This window comes from Verrucomicrobiia bacterium, from assembly GCA_019634625.1.
Taxonomy (GTDB): Bacteria; Verrucomicrobiota; Verrucomicrobiia; order Limisphaerales; family CAIMTB01; genus CAIMTB01.
Window position 1 is genome coordinate 189,703 of the sequence record JAHCBA010000002.1, and the last position, 16,113, is coordinate 205,815.

Below are 16,113 nucleotides of genomic sequence, written 5' to 3' on the forward strand. Positions count from 1 at the left end.
TTCATGAATGCCAAGGCGTGCTTCGGTCTGGTTGCCTCCTGCTTCACCTTCGGCCAGGTCCATGCCAACCCCCTCCCGGCACCCGCCGTCTGGGGCATTGACCCATCGAGTCCGGGCGAGGAACTCGTGTACTACAGCGTCTTTGGCTATGGCGAAACCGGGGTCCTCGCCCGGTTCCCGATCCCCGGGATCGACCCGGCCGACACCATCTTCGGGCTGGCGGGAAACAACGATTGGACCCTCTTCCTGGTGCAGGGAGAACGGGCGCCGCAACGGGTGCAGTCCATCCACACCCGCTCGGGAGTTGTGATGAGCGACATGGAATTCGATCTGGGTGATGTGCAGATCTCGGGTCTTGGGCTGTGGGACGGTGCGTTCTTTGCCGCGGACGCCGCCACTGGGCTCCTTTACCGCCACCGGGACCTGATCGCCTCCGAGGAGCCGGAAATCGTGCCCGGGATCGTCGATCCACGGTCGGTGGCCGGCGACGCCGGAAGCCCGATCTTCACCTACGCCGACCGGTTGGTGGACGGCGTGCCCCAGGGTGAGTACGCCATTTATCAGATCGATCCGCTGACTTTGGAACCTACCTACTTCTCGGTCAGTCCGAGCGACAGCATCGTGGGCATGGCCAGCGACTACGAATACCTCTACCTCAGCGACCTCGACCGCAATCTGTTCGTGTACTCGCTCAGAACGGGCGGGCTTGTCTTCCAAAACGAGCTGCCGGCGGTCTTCTTCGCGCTGGGCACCACCCGAATCGTAACGCCCGACTCAGGCTCGGTCCTGATCGCGCTCACCCTGGGCCTCCTCTCGGTGCTCGGGCTGCGGGGCGTGACACGTCTGCATCGCATCCCATGACCGTGCCGGGTATTGAAGTCCCTCAGAAGCGCCAGATGGCATCCACGGTGAAGCGGTCTCCGAACAGCCCGCGCGGCTTGCTGATCGGGAACTCATAGGCGAAGCCGACGTCGAACCGTGGGAACAGTCTCGACCGGAAACCGACGCCGGCTACCGCTTGGGTGAAACCTTTGGCGTCGGACGACCCGAAATTGAACAGATCGAACCCCTCGACATTCAGGGGCAGCACGTTCCCCTCGCTCAGCACGGTGAAGGTGTTCAACGCGGCGAACGGCGTGAAGTACCGGGACACCGTGTAGTCCACCTGCGCGCTGGTGTGAAGCTGCGCTGTCTCCTCATCGAAGTCGTGCGGCACGATCCCTCCAACGTTGGCCAGAAGGCGCAGGTTTCCGAAGCCCTTCCCGGCTGAGACGAAGAAGTTCCAGGCGCCGTCGCCGTTGCCCTGAAACACCCGGGTTCGTCCGGTCGGGAACTCGAAAGTCAGGCCCGGTGTCAGGATGAATTCGGCCTCCCGGTTGTCGATCACCGCGTACTTCAGTCCGGCGCCCAGGTCCGCCCAGCCGTCCGCGTCGGGCAGCACCGCCGTCGGTTTGAGGTTGATGTAGCCATCCTTGGTGGCGATCAGCGCCAGGCGGTCCGTGATCGCCCATCGGAGCTGGATCGCGTAGAGCTGCGCCGAGCCGCCCCGGGTGATGAAATCGTCGTGGATGTTGTGATAGGCGAAGATCGGCCGCACCTCGCTGTGAATGTGCGGATCCTCAAAGAAGATCGGGTTGGTCACCGGCGCGATCGCGTCGGTCTTCCAGTCGGCGGCAACGCCCGACAACACGGGCAGGGCTGCGGCCAGCGCGGTTGCCGTGACGTACCCGGCATGGGAGGAGTGGGTCGCTCGCATAAGGGGCCTTCTTCTTCCAGATCCCCCCAACCGTTCACCAACCGTCCGTTGCCCTTCACTTCTCGCCCTTTGGTCCCGCCGGCGTTGCTAAGGAACCCAGATGCATCAGCGCCGTTCCCCCAGCTTTCCACAATTCGGTGCCTTCGGCGTGGAGAGACCTGATTGCGATCTGGATTGGCAGGAAACCGAGCGAACTGGGGATGGAGGTCGCGGTTCCCTGGAAGGTCGCCCGCCAATCCCGCGCCGCGGCGTAGAAGGCGTCGCCCCGAAGCGCCGCGTCGAAGCATCATGGCCGGATACCCCCGAATCGCCCTTGGACAAGGACTGGCACCACAAGAAGCCGTCGGTTGATCGAGGAGCGTGCCGCGGCTTTCCAATGGATGCCATCGGTCGAGAAGACCAGATCGGCGATACCGGGCAGGAGCCAGTCGTCAGCAATGAATTGCACGCCTATTTGGTTCTTGTTGGACCGCCTCGCGGTCCCACCCACGAATCCGACGATTTGGCCAATGCCGTACTTCTGCCCGGTAGGCGCCGACACAGCATGCGGCCGCGGGGGTAGAATCCGTCGCCGCTCGTCAACAATACAAAACATAATGGGTCAGGCATTCTGAACAGCATGTCAGCAAGAACTTGGCAGTGTTTTTGGCCAAGACGACGTCAACAGTACTGTGCCTGACTTATTGCAGAGCTCATTGGCTGAGGGCTTCCCTCCCACGCCAATTTTCGTCTTGTAGTCCCGACGGTCTTTCCAAGCCTGCCCGTGCTCCGCAGGGCCTGCCCCATTGCGACAGTTCGAACCCTCCGGCTCGTCGGAAGGCCGCAATAGTCCTCAGGCCGACAGGATCGGGAAGGATTCGGGTGGCGGTGCTCTCCGAGCGGCCGGGCTTTTCCCGCGGGGCGGACACTGATAGAAGCTTCGCGTGTCGTGGGATGATTATCCCGATGCCCGCCATTCCGTGGCCCTGCTCCGGCGCAGTTTGGAGCGGGGCCGGGTGGGCCACGCCTACCTGTTCTCCGGGGAGGATCCTGAACTCCTGGAAGCTGTCGCCCGGGAACTGGCCACCACCGTCAACTGCACCGACGCCGCCGCCCATGCCCCAGCAGGATTCCCGGTCTCCGCCTGCGGCCGCTGTTCGAGTTGCCGTCGCATCCAGGCCGGAGTGCACCCCGATGTGCATTGGCTCCGGGCGGAATCGAAGATGCGCATCATCCGCGTGGAGCAGGTCCGCGACCTGATGCACGCGGTGCAACTCAAGGCCACCGAAGCCCGCCGCAAGGTTGCCATCCTGGTGGGCGCCGACTGCCTGAACCCCCAGGCCGCCAACGCTTTCCTCAAGACCCTCGAGGAACCTCCCGCCGGCTCCCTGCTGATCCTCCTCAGCACCGAACCCGGACGCCTCCTCGAGACGCTTCTCTCCCGCTGCCTGCGCCTCGCCTTTCCCGGTCCTTCCGCCCTCCACCGGCTGGAGTCGGAATGGATCCGCGACTTCGCCCGGCAACTGGCCCATCCCCCACGCAGTCTGCTCGCCCGATACCGTCTGCTGGGCATTCTCCTCCAAAGGCTGGCCGCCCTTCGCACGGTCGCCGAGGAAGCCGTCGCGGCCCGGTCACCCGCGCGCCAGCACGAGGAGGTCGAGCGCGATCTGGCCGAACAGTGGGAGAACGAAGCCAAGGCGGCCGCCGAAGGCGAGTACCGCCGGCGCCGGGGCGAGGCTCTCCAAGCCCTTCAGTCGTGGTGGCGCGACGTCTGGATGATTACCGTCGGCCAGCCTTCCAGCCTGCTCGACTGGCCCGATCTCGAAGCCGAATCCCGCACCGTCGCGGCCCGCCTTGACCCCGACCGCGCCGAATCCAATCTCCGCCTCCTCGAAGAAGCCCAGTCCCACCTTCACACCAATGTGCAGGAATCCCTGGCCCTCGAAGTCGCCCTGCTCCGACTCTCCTGCTGATCCGGGAGGCAAACGGCATCGGATTCGCTTCTGCAGCCCTCGTCACCGCACTTTGTAAGAGCACGGATTTGACCCAAGGGAGAGCCTCACCGAGTGGAGGCGGGACGGGCGCGGTAGTTGAAGCGATCATTGGGGGCGGCGTCGCCCTGGACGAGGAGGTTGGTGACGTGGGTGAGGGGGGCATGTGCGTCGTACCACTTGAAGTCCAGGGCGGCGGGCGGCCCTGTCAGGCCAAGGCGCTTCCTCGGAATGCGGAGTTCGAGGCGCCTGCCGGCGGCGCGCCATTCGACGGTTCCTTCGGGGTGCCAGGCGCCGCCGCGATCGAGGGAACGATCCAGCGAGCCGGGTCCGCGGCGGTTCACAGCGAAGTCGTACCCGAGCCAGCCGGTGTCGGGATTGGCGTCGATGTCGAGGAGGAGCACCAGCCACGACGTGGTCTGGCCCGGGGGCGGCGGGTCTTCGAGAGGTTCCCGGGTTTCGATGAGGAAGGCTGCAGCGTCGGGTTCGAGACTGGCCTTGGCGGCGATGAGGTCGTGGCGTCCGCTGGTGTCCTGGTACCGGACGCCTTCGCCCCAGCCGGGATGGTCACGCCGCATGGGATCGCCGACGGTGTCGCGGAACTCCGGCTGCACGGCGTCCCAATCGGCGAAGTCGCCATCGATGCGAATGGTGCCCGGGCGGTGAACGGGTTCGGGGCGGGTGCCCTTGTAACGGCGGATCCAGGAGACCATCTGCCAGTGGTAATCGTCGCCGTGCCCGCCGCGCATGGGTTCGATGTCGCGGCTGTGTTCCTGGTCGAATTGATCGACGAACATGACGGGGTGCTTCACGCCGTTGAACTCGGCGAAGCGTCCGGCGATCCACTCGTTCCAGCCGGTGATGAAGATGGCGCGGGGATCGATGGCATGGGCGCGGCGCCATTGCTCCTCGAGGTTCAGGCCAAGGCGGACGGCCCCGGGCCGGGTGTCCCGCGCGCCCCGATGCCAGCTTCGGCCATGCGCCCCGGGTTCGCTCATGGAGCCGAGGCGGCCGGCCACGGCGTTCTGGGCGACCCCGACCGAGACTTGCTCAGGCATCCCGGCGGCATTGGTGAAGGCGTGCTGGGGATGGACTTCGAGCCAGCTCCACATGTCCGGCCGGGTGGGGCCGCGGAAGTAGTCGGGCTGCGGCTTGCGGAAGGTGAAGAACGCGCGGATGCGGTCCACCTCGGGATCAGCGCGAACCAGGCGCAGGGTGCGGTCGCCGGGAACCGGGGTCCCGTGCCGGAAGGCCTGGCCGGTGGGGTCCGTGTCCTGGGAATGACTCCACCAGCCGATGCGACCGCCGGGTTCGGAGGCTTCGAGGTAATAGCGGCCTGGCGGGAGGGTTTCCGGGAGACGCAGCAGGGGCCATGAATTGTCGCCTACGAAATGGAATCGATCCGAGGCAATGCGGGATCCGCCGGGGCCGCCGTGCAGGAGGGTGAGCGTGACCGCGGCGTCGCGGGTGTGCCACGTGGGGAGACGGGCGCCGACGGCGGTGAGCGGGTGGTCGGTGGTGAAGGACTGGCCGAGTGTGGAACCGGGTTCGAGTTCGACCGGAGTGTCCTGTTGGGCGCGGTCCTCGCGGGTGTCCAGGAGGTCCGGGTCCGCCAGAATGAGGGGCCTCCCTTCCCAGCGGAACCAGAGGTCGGGGTGCAGCCCGGGTTCGTACAGGTCGCGCCAGAGTTCCCGGGTGACCTTCGCCGGATCCCAGAAGGGGGCCAGGAAGGCGACCTGCGGCGTGGGGTTGCCGAGGCGTCGTAGCGACGACCATTCGCGCAGGAGGGCGCGGTACCACCGGCCATAGGTGATCTGGTTGGTGACATCGAATACCACCGTGTCCACACCGGCGTCGGCGAGCATCTGGGCGTGTTTGCGGAGGACCGCTGCGTCGTCGCTGAGGTAGTGGCCGAGGAGGGACTCGCCCCAGTGATGGGGAGCGTGGAGGGGCCCCCAAAGAGGGTGGCCGGGCTGATGGATGGCGTCAGGATCGGCGGCGAGGATGCGGGTGATGTCGTAGGGTCCCCCCCGGATGTGGGCCCCGTGCCAGAGGAAATAGAACAACGCCACGGTGCGGTCGGAGCGGGGCGGGCCGGTCTCGTCGTGGCCGGGCAGGCGACGACCGAGATCGTCCGTGGCCACCCAGGAGTCGGCGAACAAGTCGCGGACCGGGACAGTCGTCGGCGACTCTGGGGCAGGCTGACCCAAGGCGGTTCCGGGAAGCGTGCACGCCGCGAGGATGGCGGCGCGGAGAATGGCATGGATGGACTTCATCGTTGGGTCAGAGGCTGTCCCCGAGGTCGTGGCGGAAGCGGCGGACGAGTTGTTCCTGCCACGGCGACGTGGCGGTGAGCTTGCCGAAGAAGAAACGCAGCAGCTTGGGTTCCTCGGTGAAACGAAGGCCTCCAACGAGGTCGCGGCAGCGGTGGAGCCAGACGATGCGGTCCACGGCGTACTTGAGCTGGGAGAGCGTGAAGACCCGGCGGGGGACGGCGAGGCGGAGGAGTTCCATGTTGGCCAGCGTCTCGCGGCCCTGCTCGTCACGCTGCTCGGAGACGGTGCCACGTTCCATGCCACGGACACCGCTCACGAGATACAGGGCGGAAGCCAGGGCACCGGCCGGGTATTCGGTCTGAGGGACATGGGGGAGGAAGCGGAGGGCGTCGAGGTGACAGCCGAGGCCGCCTGCCGGAGTGATCACGGGCACCCCGTGGCGGTCGAGTTCGCGGACCATGTACTCGATGAACTGGGGGCCCTGGTTGATCATGTTCTCGTCCATGGTCTCCTCGAGGCCGACTGCGATGGCCTCAATCTCGCGGATCGACATGCCACCGTAGGTGAGGAAGCCCTCGTAGAGCGTCACCAGCTCCCGCATCTTGAGGTAGGCTTCCCGGTCGCTGGTGCAAATGCCGCCACCGCGGGCGCAGCCGAGTTTGCGTGCGGAGAAGTAGATGATGTCGCACAGGTCGGCGAGGTCCCGAGTGATCTCCCGGATCGAACGATCGCGGCAGGCGTCCTCGCGCATCTTGATGAAGTGCAGGTTATCCGCGAGAAGGCTGGCGTCGAAGACGAGCATCAGGCCGTGGCGGTCGCAAACGTGGCGGACCTGGCGGAGGTTTTCGAGCGAGTGCGGCTGACCTCCAATGAGATTGGTGCCGGTCTCGATCCGGACGAATGCAATCCGTTCGGCGCCGTGCTGGCGGATCAGAGCTTCGAGGCGTGCGATGTCGAGATTTCCCTTGAACGGAAAGCCGCTGGCCACATCCAGCGCCTCGGAGACCGGGATCTCCTCGATCGAGCCGCCGTTGAGGAGGATGTGCGCCTTGGTGGTGGTGAAATGGTAGTTCATCGGCACGATCGTGCCGGGACGGACGAAGACGCGGGCGAGGATGTTCTCGGCGGCGCGGCCCTGGTGGACGGGCAGGAAATGGCTCTTGCCAAAGATCTCGCGGACTTTGTCCTCCAGTTTGGTGAAGGTGGTCGAGCCGGCGTAGCTGTCGTCGGACTCCATCATGGCGGCCAACTGCCGGTCGCTCATCGCGTTCACCCCGCTGTCGGTGAGCATGTCCAGGTAGATGTCCCGGTTCTTCAGCAGGAAGGTGTTGTTGCCGGCCTCGGAGATCGCTTCGAGGCGCCGTTCGATCGGCACCAGGTCCAGTTTTTGCACGATGCGGACCTTGTGCATTTCGAGCGGCAGGGGTTCGCCGGAGAAGAGTCTGACGTGGGGCATGGTGCTGGAGGTTTGTCTCGGTGGGTTCCGGCGGGACCAACCGAGTCCACGCCGGTTCCCGTGGATTGCTCCCGTCAGGTCTCCGCCCTTCAAGTGCGTTGTGGCGGGCTGCCGGAGATCGATTGTTCGGAACGCCCGGCCACGACGAGAGCCCGTTGCCATCCTTCCCAGGCAGGAACCTGGCCGGGCAGGACGCGGTGATCCCGATGCGCGAGTGCAGTGCGCCAGGGGTGACTCGATCTTCAGGCGCCTGCCGCGTGCCGCCGGGCCCAGAAGGGGCTTTCCGGCCATCGGCGCTCCATCGCGTAGATGGCCGAACGACGGCGCAGATAGTCAGCGTAGATGCGGCGCATCGACGCGGCGTAGTGTGCAGCGGGTTCGACGTCGCCTTCGAGGGCGCCGACGGCGACGCGGGCGGCTTCCATGCCAGATCGGAGCGAAAAGCCGATGCCCATGGACGAGATGGGGTCGAACGCGGCAGCAGCGTCGCCAGCGACCGTCCACCCCTGGCCGGCTGGCGCCTCCAGAGATTGCGAATTGGCCGCCCTCACCACGCTTGGGCCGTCCGGGTGCCACGACGCGATCCGCGCGCTGGTGGCCGGCGCGCCTGCCAACCGCTCTGCCCACTCGCGGCTGGCGCGCAGGTCGTGATCGGTCATGAGCATCGCTACGCCTCGACCTCCGGGCAGCGAGGCGGAGTACCACCAACCGTCCGCCACGGCTTCGACGAGGGCGCCATCGGTGCTCACTTCGGTGCGGTCGTGCTGGTACCACTGGGCCACGGCGACGAGGGCATCGTTGCGCCGGGGCAACTGTCCCTGCTGGCGGGCCAGCCACGACGCTCGGCCCGTCGCGTCGACGATCGCAGCGCTCACGATGGGGTCGCCTTTCCCGAGCGCGAGGGTCCACCGGCCGTCGGCGCATTCAGCGCGGACCGCCCGCGCTTCCACCACGCTCGCTCCGAGGGCCCGTGCGTGATCGAGGAGCCACGCATCGAAGTTCGCGCGGTCGAGGTGAAACCCGTGCCCGCTGCCGGTGAAGAGGTAGCTGCGCTCGGTCACGTGGGGAGCACCCCACGCCGATGCCGTCCCGCCCGACGGCAGGTGGCCACCACGCTGAAACGCCTCATCGAGGCAGAGGTAGCGCAGCAGCGGCAGTACGCCGGGCGACAGCGTCTCGCCGACGGCGACCGCGCGCCCGGCGGGACGCTGGCTGATGATTGTGACGTCCAGATGGGGCACATAGCGTCGCAGCGTCAGCGCCACAGCGCACCCTGCCGGACCTCCCCCGACGATGGTGATCGAAGATCGAGGGTCGCAGCTCAAGCGTTCAGTTCCCGATCAGCCACTGCACAGGGAACACGTTCTGGCTGTTGCTGTTGACGAGGGCCGTCGTGGTCACCGTCGTCGGCTGGGTGGTCAGGATGCTGCCGTCGGAGATCAGTCCATAGTAGCCCGACTGGAACGCTTCATACGACCGCTCGCTCTCGACGAAGAACTGGAGCATGGCGCGATGGGGTCCGGTGGTCCGATTCAGCACGAACCCTAGGTATTTCCAGCCGACGATCGCATCGCCGAAGCTGTTGAGCCCCCGGTGGTAGAGCAGGTTCTGACCGAGGGTCTGGCCGGAGTTGCTGTTGCCGATGAGCGCGTTGCCATCGAGAACCTGATCGCCGGCCGTCATCGCGCCGCTGTAGACGTTGAACGGGCTCTGCGCCGGCCACCAGTAGGCGAAGAACGTGGGCGCCAACGGGATCAAGTTCAGGTTGCTGACCGTCTTGTTGGTCCTGGGCGTTGTGAAGTTCACGTCCTGCACGGTGCAGTCAAAGAAATCGGCCTGCCACGGCGTGGCCATCCGCTTGGTGAGATCGCCGGGCTCGCAGCCATCGCCATCGATCGTCTCGTCGCGATTCGGGCTCAGGGGCAGGTGGGTCACTGGAAACGGCTTGATGCGGAACGGATCGCCCGGCATCAGGACGGCGGGGTTACGCATGGTCCAGGTGACCTCGATCCCGGGCGCCATCGGCTCGCCGACGGCATTGCCCGCTGTCGCGACATCGAGCGGAGAGACCCACGGGGCCCAGTCGTCCGGGCGATCGAGCACGAACCTGCCCTCGGACCATTGGCGCAGGAGGTGGTACTGCGTAGGCGTGAGTGCCATGAACTTCTCGATGTAGTAGTTTCGGATCGAGTTGTCGCCCGAGTTCATCGGCATCATCGGGAAGCCATTGTCCGCGAAGAGCCGCTGGTGATCGGGGGTCAACTCGGGCGGCGTGGTTTTACCCTGCCCTGGATTGCGGAACATCGAGAAGACGGCGCGACGATTCTCGCGGGTTGCGTCCGACGCGTCGGCCAGATCGAAGCCCGGCGACGCGATGCTGACCATCGCATCGACGTTGGCGACCCATCGATAGCCCTTCATGGCCTCGAAGATCGGCCTGATGTCGCGGTTGAAGGACGCGGTGTAGCTGTCCTGGAACGAGCCATCCGCGAACAGCGCCGGGCAGAGGCCCATGAGGCGCACCCCAACGTCGATGAACGTGTCCGCGAGGGACGCGATGTTTCTCAGTTCGGGGGCAAACTTCGGCGAGCCGCTCACGACCCACGCATGCAGCTTCAAAGTACTGCCGTCCTCGGTCTCGACCTCGGCGGTCACCGGGCCATCGCCCACGTCGTCGAACCAGCCGTCGCCGCCGGCGAACGACGTGATTGTTCCGCCCTTCGGGCCGCCGGCGTTGCCGTAGCCGCCCAGCACGAGCAGTTCACCGCGCTCCGTCAGGCGCACCCGACCCAGCGTTGTGACGGGATAGGGTGATATCGACTGACTGGGGAAGTTCGTCTTGTAGCCCGACGGCGCCGACAGCGCGTCCAGCTCGATCCAGTCACCCGGCTTCGTCAGCGTGCGCGGTCCCGGATCCGTGATCAGCGACTGGCGGTCAGTCACCGAGGCGTTGCGGAGCGTCGGGCCCATGAAGAACTGGCTCTGATACTGGTAGGTGTTGTTCGGGCCGAGCATGGTGTCGCCCTGCAGCTCGGAGAAGTTCCACCAGGCCGACTTCTTGTTGGCGACATGGACGGTCCAGGTCACGGACTTCAGGCCGTGTCCGGGGCGCACCTCGACCGGGGCCTTTCCAGGCTCCTCGCGGTAGATGCGAAAGCGTGCGGCCTGACGACGGATCTGGCCGGCGTCTTTGAACTGCCTGACTGGAATCTCCCTGTGGTTCTCGTCGTACTCGGTCGGCAGCGTCCCCACGGCGGTGGGCTCCAGATAGTACGAGTCCGGAGCGTTACCCACCCGCGCGAACCCGATGGCGGGGTGAATCCGGTAGGTTGTCATGGACTTGCTCATATGGGTAATCTAGTAAACACCAACCGGCGGCCAGCCTGGATTTTCTATCTCATCCTCGCCAACATCGGTTTCGATTCCGGCCCGGATTGCGCCAGGGATATCCAATTCGGGGACCGTTATCTCGACCACGAAATTGCTGCCGGGAGTCGCCCGAATCTCGTGAAGGATCGCCTTCAGCTGGTCCGCATTGCCGGCTTTCCGCCCGATGCCGCCGAACACTTCGGGGATCCTGTCGTATCTCCAACGGGGCAGGACGTTGTATGGATAGACCGTATCGAGCATTTTGTCTTTGTACTGCACCGCTGGCGACCGGAACGGATTCGGGTTCACGATGTTCTGTTCAATGCCGTAGAGCCCGTTGACCAGCACAAACACGACCGTGTTCTGGCCGTTCGCGTGGTGATCTGACACCGCCTGGCAGGTCTCGTGGAATGCCCCGTCGCCGACGATCACAACCGCCCGCTTATCGGGCTTGGCGCACTTGACGCCCGTCCCTGCCGCCACGGAGTAGCCGATTGCCAGCCATGAAGCCTGGGCCACAAAGCCGTCCTGCGCCACGATCTTCAGGCCTTGGGCACCCACCAGGGGAAAGCCCGCATCCACCACCACGACATCGTCCTTACCGATCCATGCGTTGAGCGCCGAGAAGAACGAGTCATAGGTCAGGCCCGAATCCACAGCCGGCGCCTTTCCAGCCGCCAGCGGCCGGCGGGGAATCCGCAGACCCTGGAGCTGCGGGCCGTCGCCCGCCTTTGCCGACGCGAGGAGGGCGAGGCGCAGCGAGTTGATGAACGCCTCCAGGCTCACGACTGGGAAGAAGTCCGCACCAACCCACACACCGTTGTGCGCGGCCAGGATGCTGTTTGGGCCCCGGATGTTCTCGTTGCCCGTGTCTTTTCCGGTCGTCCATGCCCCCAGACCGATCACGCACCCATCGGTTCCCAGCAGCTTCTGAATTTCCGCGTTTGAAAGAGTCACACAGCCTCCGAAATACCGGTGATCCTCCGACACCACCGACTTGCTCAGCGGCGTGGTCACGAACTGAACCGGATCCTTCCCGGGCGGCACGTTTTCATTGACCGAATCAAGAAGTTTCAGGAACTGCTTTGTCAGCGAGTATCTCTGCAACTCGATCCCGGCCCAGAAAATGGATTTCCTCGTGCTGCGGATCAGAGTCATGGCCGCCGCCACCGCCTGCTTCGTCTGGCTGATCGCAATCGTGGCCTTCGCGCCCGAGCGCAAGCGTCCAACCGGGGCCTGGCACGGGGCGCGCCAGCAATCCTCCGTGATCTCCAGATAGACAGGTCTCTTATGAGTCAGCATCGCGGTGAGCGCCGAGTCAATCTGAAAGGTGCCGCGATGCGCGTCGGAGATCCGCTCGGCGGCGACCGTCACCGGACGGAAAACATTGATATCGGTCATCCTGTCACCGGTGGTGTGGGCGTAAAGCAGCCCGGCGTTCTGCTCGACCAGGTTTTCCTTGTGGGTCGGGGCCCCATTGATCAGGAGCAACGGTACCTGTTCGGCATACGACCCTGCAATCGTGTTGAGCAGGGTGAACGCCCCAACGCTGTAGGTCACGTGCAACGCCCCGACGCCCTTGAGCCGCGCATAGGCATCACAGGCATATCCGGCGCACAGTTCATTGGCATTGTGGGTGATGAGGATGGGCGATTTCCTGTCTGCCAGAATCGTGTTCAGCAGCGGGGCGGTATAGTTCCCGGCGACTCCGAACAGGCGGTCGAGGCCCATCTGTTCCAGCCTGGTCTTGAGATATTGGGCGAGCGTCCAGCGCATGGTGGTTTCCTGCGGCTGACGGTCACCTCTGGTCGAAGTAGCTCAACGAAACGGCGTAACCCGTCCGGGGCCTCCGTTCACCGATCGCGGGATGGGTCGTGAAATTCGGATCGATGTATTTCCGGATCATTGCCGTCGCCCGCTGTTGATAGGAAGCCTTCATCTGCGCCGAAGGACTGATCTTGTGCTCCTCTTCATAAACCTCCGCAATCGGCTTCATCCCAAAGCCCCTGGCGAGGATGCGGTCTGCGGACCGCAGGGCGCCCTCCACCCATCCCTGGTAGTCCGAGAACGCTTCGCCGCACACATACAGGTCTTCGAGCGGCTGGGTCAGATAGGCGATCACCTCGTCGTCTTTCGCATGCAGACCCCACTGGTGTACGCCGTAATCGAAGTTTTCGCTGGGTGGAACCTGGCTCATTCGGGATCCATCCCATATTCGTGCACTCGTGAGGACCGGTCTTGGGACGTAGTGGGTGTTGAACAGCTGCCGGAAGAAGCCCGTGGCCGCCTCCACGACGTTTTCGGAGGCCGCAAACAGCGTCTGGGGCACTTTCATCCTGTATTTCTGCTGCATCGGCGAATCGAATTTTTCCCCATTCTCCTGAAGCGCCTTCCAGTAGTTGATGTTCATGTAATCGCAGTAGATGGTCAGCGCGGCCGGGGCGTTGTACTTTTTCTCAGCGATGTTTCTCAGTTTCCGGGCCATGTCCTGGGTGGGCTGCTCGTGTCGCGCCTGCAGCACGCAGGAGTACTCGAGCGCCGCGTAGGCCTCTTCATCGATTGCGTAGAATGGGTACACGGAGCCGAGGGGCAGGTCCGAGAAGTTAGGGCCATAGCCCACCGCCTCCCGCCCGCTCAGACCGTCCCCCCACCAGGCCCGATCATAGTACAGGTTGATCTTCAGCAGCGCCTGGTTGGTGGTTGTCTGGAGTGTGTCCCACAGCTTTGCGGCCCTGCCGTCCGGCTGCGCATTCAGCACCGGTGACGTCCAGAACAGCTGCTCGAGGGGAAGCCTCGGCAACGCCAGAATCAGCTTCCTGGCCTTGATCGTGCCCGTGTGGCTTCCTCCCTTGCCGTCTCCACGCGCGTATTGCACCACGTACCCGTCCTGATCGCGGCTCACAATGCTGTCCACCTTTGTATTCAGGTGGATGTGTTCCTTCCCGATTGCCTGGACGAGCGCGTTCGGAAGGGTGCTGAACCCGTCTTCCAGGGTATGAAAGTCTGGATTTGCGGGGAAGTCCTCGAGTAACTGGTAGGCCTCGCCTGCGTTCATTCGGGAGAGGAAGGTGCCGTTGAATCCAGCCAGCCCATACATCATCTGGATGCACTCCCCGGAGTAGCCCATGTCCGTGCAGAGGTTCCACAGCGACCAGTCGATCAGCGGGACGCCCTTCCAGCTGCATTCCAGGCGGAACCTCTGCCAGAACTCGGGCGACTTCAGTTCGGGCCGTTCGGTGAACTGGGGGTTGGCAGCCAGGATTCTGTTGAAGATCGTGTCAACGATGGATCCAGGATTGATGCCTTGTTCGGAGGGCGCCAGGTGATAGAGGCGGCTCCAGATTTCGTAGTTGTTCGCCTGCGACTCCTCCAGAGTGAAGCTTCTCCCGCGGAAACACAGCCGGTTCGTGCCCGAGCCGCTCATGGGAAACGGCACGACCTGCTTGTCGAGTCCGAAGATCAGCAGCAGGCTCATGAGGTTGTCCATCAGGTCGAAGGTGAAGCGCATGCCGCCTTCCTCCTCCTTCACGGTTTCGTGTTCCCCGAAGTGGATCAGGTCCGAATCGAGTCTTCCGCCCGTGCGGTTGGAGCGGTCGAAGATCAAAATTTCCGCCCCCGGCTCATTCTGGAGAATGCGCCACGCGGAATAGAGGCCCGACATGCCGGCGCCCACCACGAGGGTGCCCACCGTCTTGGGGATGGGTTGAGTGTGGGAGAGTTCAGCGCTGGTGAAGTGTGACATGGACGGGTTCCTTGAGATTGCGGTGGTGGAGTCGGCCGGAGGACTCCCTGCCCCGGGCAGCAGGCTGCCTCGGACGTCAGGTGACCAGGCGACCCCTCGGACTGGGTTCAGGCACGCGTGTGCTTCATCGGGCAGACGAGAGGCTCCGGTCCCCCCACTGCTTCGTGAGCGGCTTCGGTCGGGAGCTGGATCGGCGGCAGGCGCTTTGCGGGTGGAATGTCCTTCTCGCGTCGCAGGGTGTTGACCTGGATGTGGGGCCACTGCGTCGTGCCGCCATTCGAGCCAAACATGAACTCGAAGTCCACGATCTGCTCGTACTGCAACTGGTCGATGACGTCGCCGGTCTCCTCCTCGAAGATCTCCTCCAACCACATACGGAGGCGCATCCGGGTGACACGGCAGTAGCGTTCAATCATCACGTTGTTGACGGTGGCGCCTTGAACCCCTGTGTCATGGCGTGAATCGAGCTGGATCATGTCGTATCTTTTGAAGCGCAGGCCGGCATTGGCATCGATCAACTTCAGGTTGGGCTGAACCGTGTAGGGGAACCTGGCTCCGAACTGGTCATAGTTGAAGATCTGTTGGAAGTAGGCCCGCCCGCTATTCACCCCGCCGTCTGCCTGGTCTTCGCGGGGCAGTTTGGTCCAGTCCGGCTTGTCGCGTGATCCTGGGATCAGGTCCTTGGCGGGGTTGATCCCCATGGTGGGCGACACGGCCAGGTATTGGGGCTCCCAGAGATCGGCAACGGCGGGCGCCTGGTTCTTGATGTCGGATTCGGTCACATTGCCGGTCAAGTGGATGGTCGTGCCATGGGGAATCACGCCGGAACGTGAGATGGTATGAGGCGGCACAAACTGTGGGCCGAGTGCCCCGGGACCCAGCACAGGCTCGGCGGCGTCCGTCTTCACGGATTCCGGATCCGACGGGTGGCTGAACAGATTCCGTGGGTTTTGGAAGGGGCTCGTGGGATCCCAGGGCATCTGGTTGTCGCCCAGCCAGAGGTACATTCCATTTTCGAAGTGCTGGAGGACGTTCTCGTTGTCGATGATCGCCGTTTCGTACTTCACGGCACCGTTGAACTGTTCGTTGGATCCTGCACGGTTGCGGACCGGGGCGTTGACTTGGGTGAACTTGAGGTGCTCGCGGTACTCCTGGGACTTGAAGTGAAAGACGCCAAAGATGGTTTCCGAGGAGGTGCCGGGCGATGGCATGGGTGTGGTGTGCAGCCCGGTCGGGCCGCCCTTCCAGTTCACCCAGGTGCCGTGGAGTTTCGACAGAATGCCGAACTGCGGCCTGCTGGGTAGTCCTTCCTTCCACCCGGGGTAGGGCTTAACCGAGGATGGCTGGGGTTCGGTCGATTGGGACATGGTTCTTTTCTCTTTTGGGGTTTGGAGCTGGCGCTGGCCCACGAAGGAACGGCGTTTCTTCGGACCTCTTTCTGGAGATGGACGAGGGTGCTCCGACGGCGGCAGGAGGACAATCGCAATGACAGCGGGATGCTCAAGGCAACGGGGTTGGGCGCGAACCAGGCTGCACGGACCAGG

General features: G+C 64.3%; 10 protein-coding genes. 2 read left to right on the forward strand and 8 right to left on the reverse strand.

The annotated features are described in order from the left end of the window. Positions 1-3: 3 nt before the first annotated feature. A complete protein-coding gene (locus tag KF833_01795; protein ID MBX3744018.1) occupies positions 4-861 on the forward strand; it encodes a hypothetical protein in 858 nt (285 codons plus the stop codon). A gap of 22 nt (positions 862-883) precedes the next feature. Here KF833_01795 and KF833_01800 read toward each other — a convergent pair whose 3' ends face one another. Then, complete coding sequence (locus KF833_01800; protein ID MBX3744019.1) at positions 884-1,756, reverse strand: hypothetical protein; 873 nt, start codon at positions 1,754-1,756, stop codon at positions 884-886. 923 nt (positions 1,757-2,679) lie between these two features. Here KF833_01800 and KF833_01805 point away from each other — a divergent pair. Next, positions 2,680-3,708, forward strand: a complete 1,029-nt coding sequence (locus KF833_01805; GenBank protein ID MBX3744020.1) for a hypothetical protein — start codon at positions 2,680-2,682, stop codon at positions 3,706-3,708. 86 nt (positions 3,709-3,794) lie between these two features. Here the strand turns inward: KF833_01805 and KF833_01810 are convergent, their stop codons facing one another. The 7 genes from KF833_01810 to KF833_01840 form a co-directional block, all read right to left on the reverse strand. Then, entirely contained in the window at positions 3,795-6,002 is a 2,208-nt protein-coding gene (locus KF833_01810; protein ID MBX3744021.1) for a hypothetical protein, read from the reverse strand. Positions 6,003-6,009: 7 nt separating this feature from the next. Then, the gene (locus KF833_01815) at positions 6,010-7,458 is read right to left on the reverse strand and encodes a tryptophanase (protein MBX3744022.1); all 1,449 of its coding nucleotides are present in this window, start codon (positions 7,456-7,458) and stop codon (positions 6,010-6,012) included. A gap of 242 nt (positions 7,459-7,700) precedes the next feature. Beyond that, positions 7,701-8,723: a tryptophan 7-halogenase gene (locus tag KF833_01820; GenBank protein ID MBX3744023.1), complete on the reverse strand. Its 1,023-nt coding sequence runs from the start codon at positions 8,721-8,723 to the stop codon at positions 7,701-7,703. Positions 8,724-8,787: 64 nt separating this feature from the next. Beyond that, positions 8,788-10,806 carry a CTQ-dependent lysine 6-oxidase LodA gene (lodA, locus tag KF833_01825; GenBank protein MBX3744024.1) on the reverse strand — a complete coding sequence of 673 codons (2,019 nt, stop codon included), beginning with the start codon at positions 10,804-10,806 and terminating at the stop codon, positions 8,788-8,790. Between the two features lie 9 nt (positions 10,807-10,815). Further along, a complete protein-coding gene (locus KF833_01830; protein ID MBX3744025.1) occupies positions 10,816-12,603 on the reverse strand; it encodes an alpha-keto acid decarboxylase family protein in 1,788 nt (595 codons plus the stop codon). Between the two features lie 22 nt (positions 12,604-12,625). Next, the gene (locus tag KF833_01835; protein ID MBX3744026.1) at positions 12,626-14,569 is read right to left on the reverse strand and encodes an FAD-dependent oxidoreductase; all 1,944 of its coding nucleotides are present in this window, start codon (positions 14,567-14,569) and stop codon (positions 12,626-12,628) included. Positions 14,570-14,676: 107 nt separating this feature from the next. After that, positions 14,677-15,936: a hypothetical protein gene (locus tag KF833_01840; GenBank protein MBX3744027.1), complete on the reverse strand. Its 1,260-nt coding sequence runs from the start codon at positions 15,934-15,936 to the stop codon at positions 14,677-14,679. Positions 15,937-16,113 lie beyond the last annotated feature (177 nt).

Bases quoted from the DNA above. Each gene is read 5' to 3' on its own strand.
- KF833_01795 (MBX3744018.1), top strand. From the start codon at position 4: ATGAATGCCAAGGCGTGCTTCGGTCTGGTTGCCTCCTGCTTCACCTTC.
- KF833_01800 (MBX3744019.1), bottom strand. From the start codon at position 1,756: ATGCGAGCGACCCACTCCTCCCATGCCGGGTACGTCACGGCAACCGCG.
- KF833_01810 (MBX3744021.1), bottom strand. From the start codon at position 6,002: ATGAAGTCCATCCATGCCATTCTCCGCGCCGCCATCCTCGCGGCGTGC.
- KF833_01815 (MBX3744022.1), bottom strand. From the start codon at position 7,458: ATGCCCCACGTCAGACTCTTCTCCGGCGAACCCCTGCCGCTCGAAATG.
- lodA (MBX3744024.1), bottom strand. From the start codon at position 10,806: ATGAGCAAGTCCATGACAACCTACCGGATTCACCCCGCCATCGGGTTC.
- KF833_01830 (MBX3744025.1), bottom strand. From the start codon at position 12,603: ATGCGCTGGACGCTCGCCCAATATCTCAAGACCAGGCTGGAACAGATG.
- KF833_01835 (MBX3744026.1), bottom strand. From the start codon at position 14,569: ATGTCACACTTCACCAGCGCTGAACTCTCCCACACTCAACCCATCCCC.
- KF833_01840 (MBX3744027.1), bottom strand. From the start codon at position 15,936: ATGTCCCAATCGACCGAACCCCAGCCATCCTCGGTTAAGCCCTACCCC.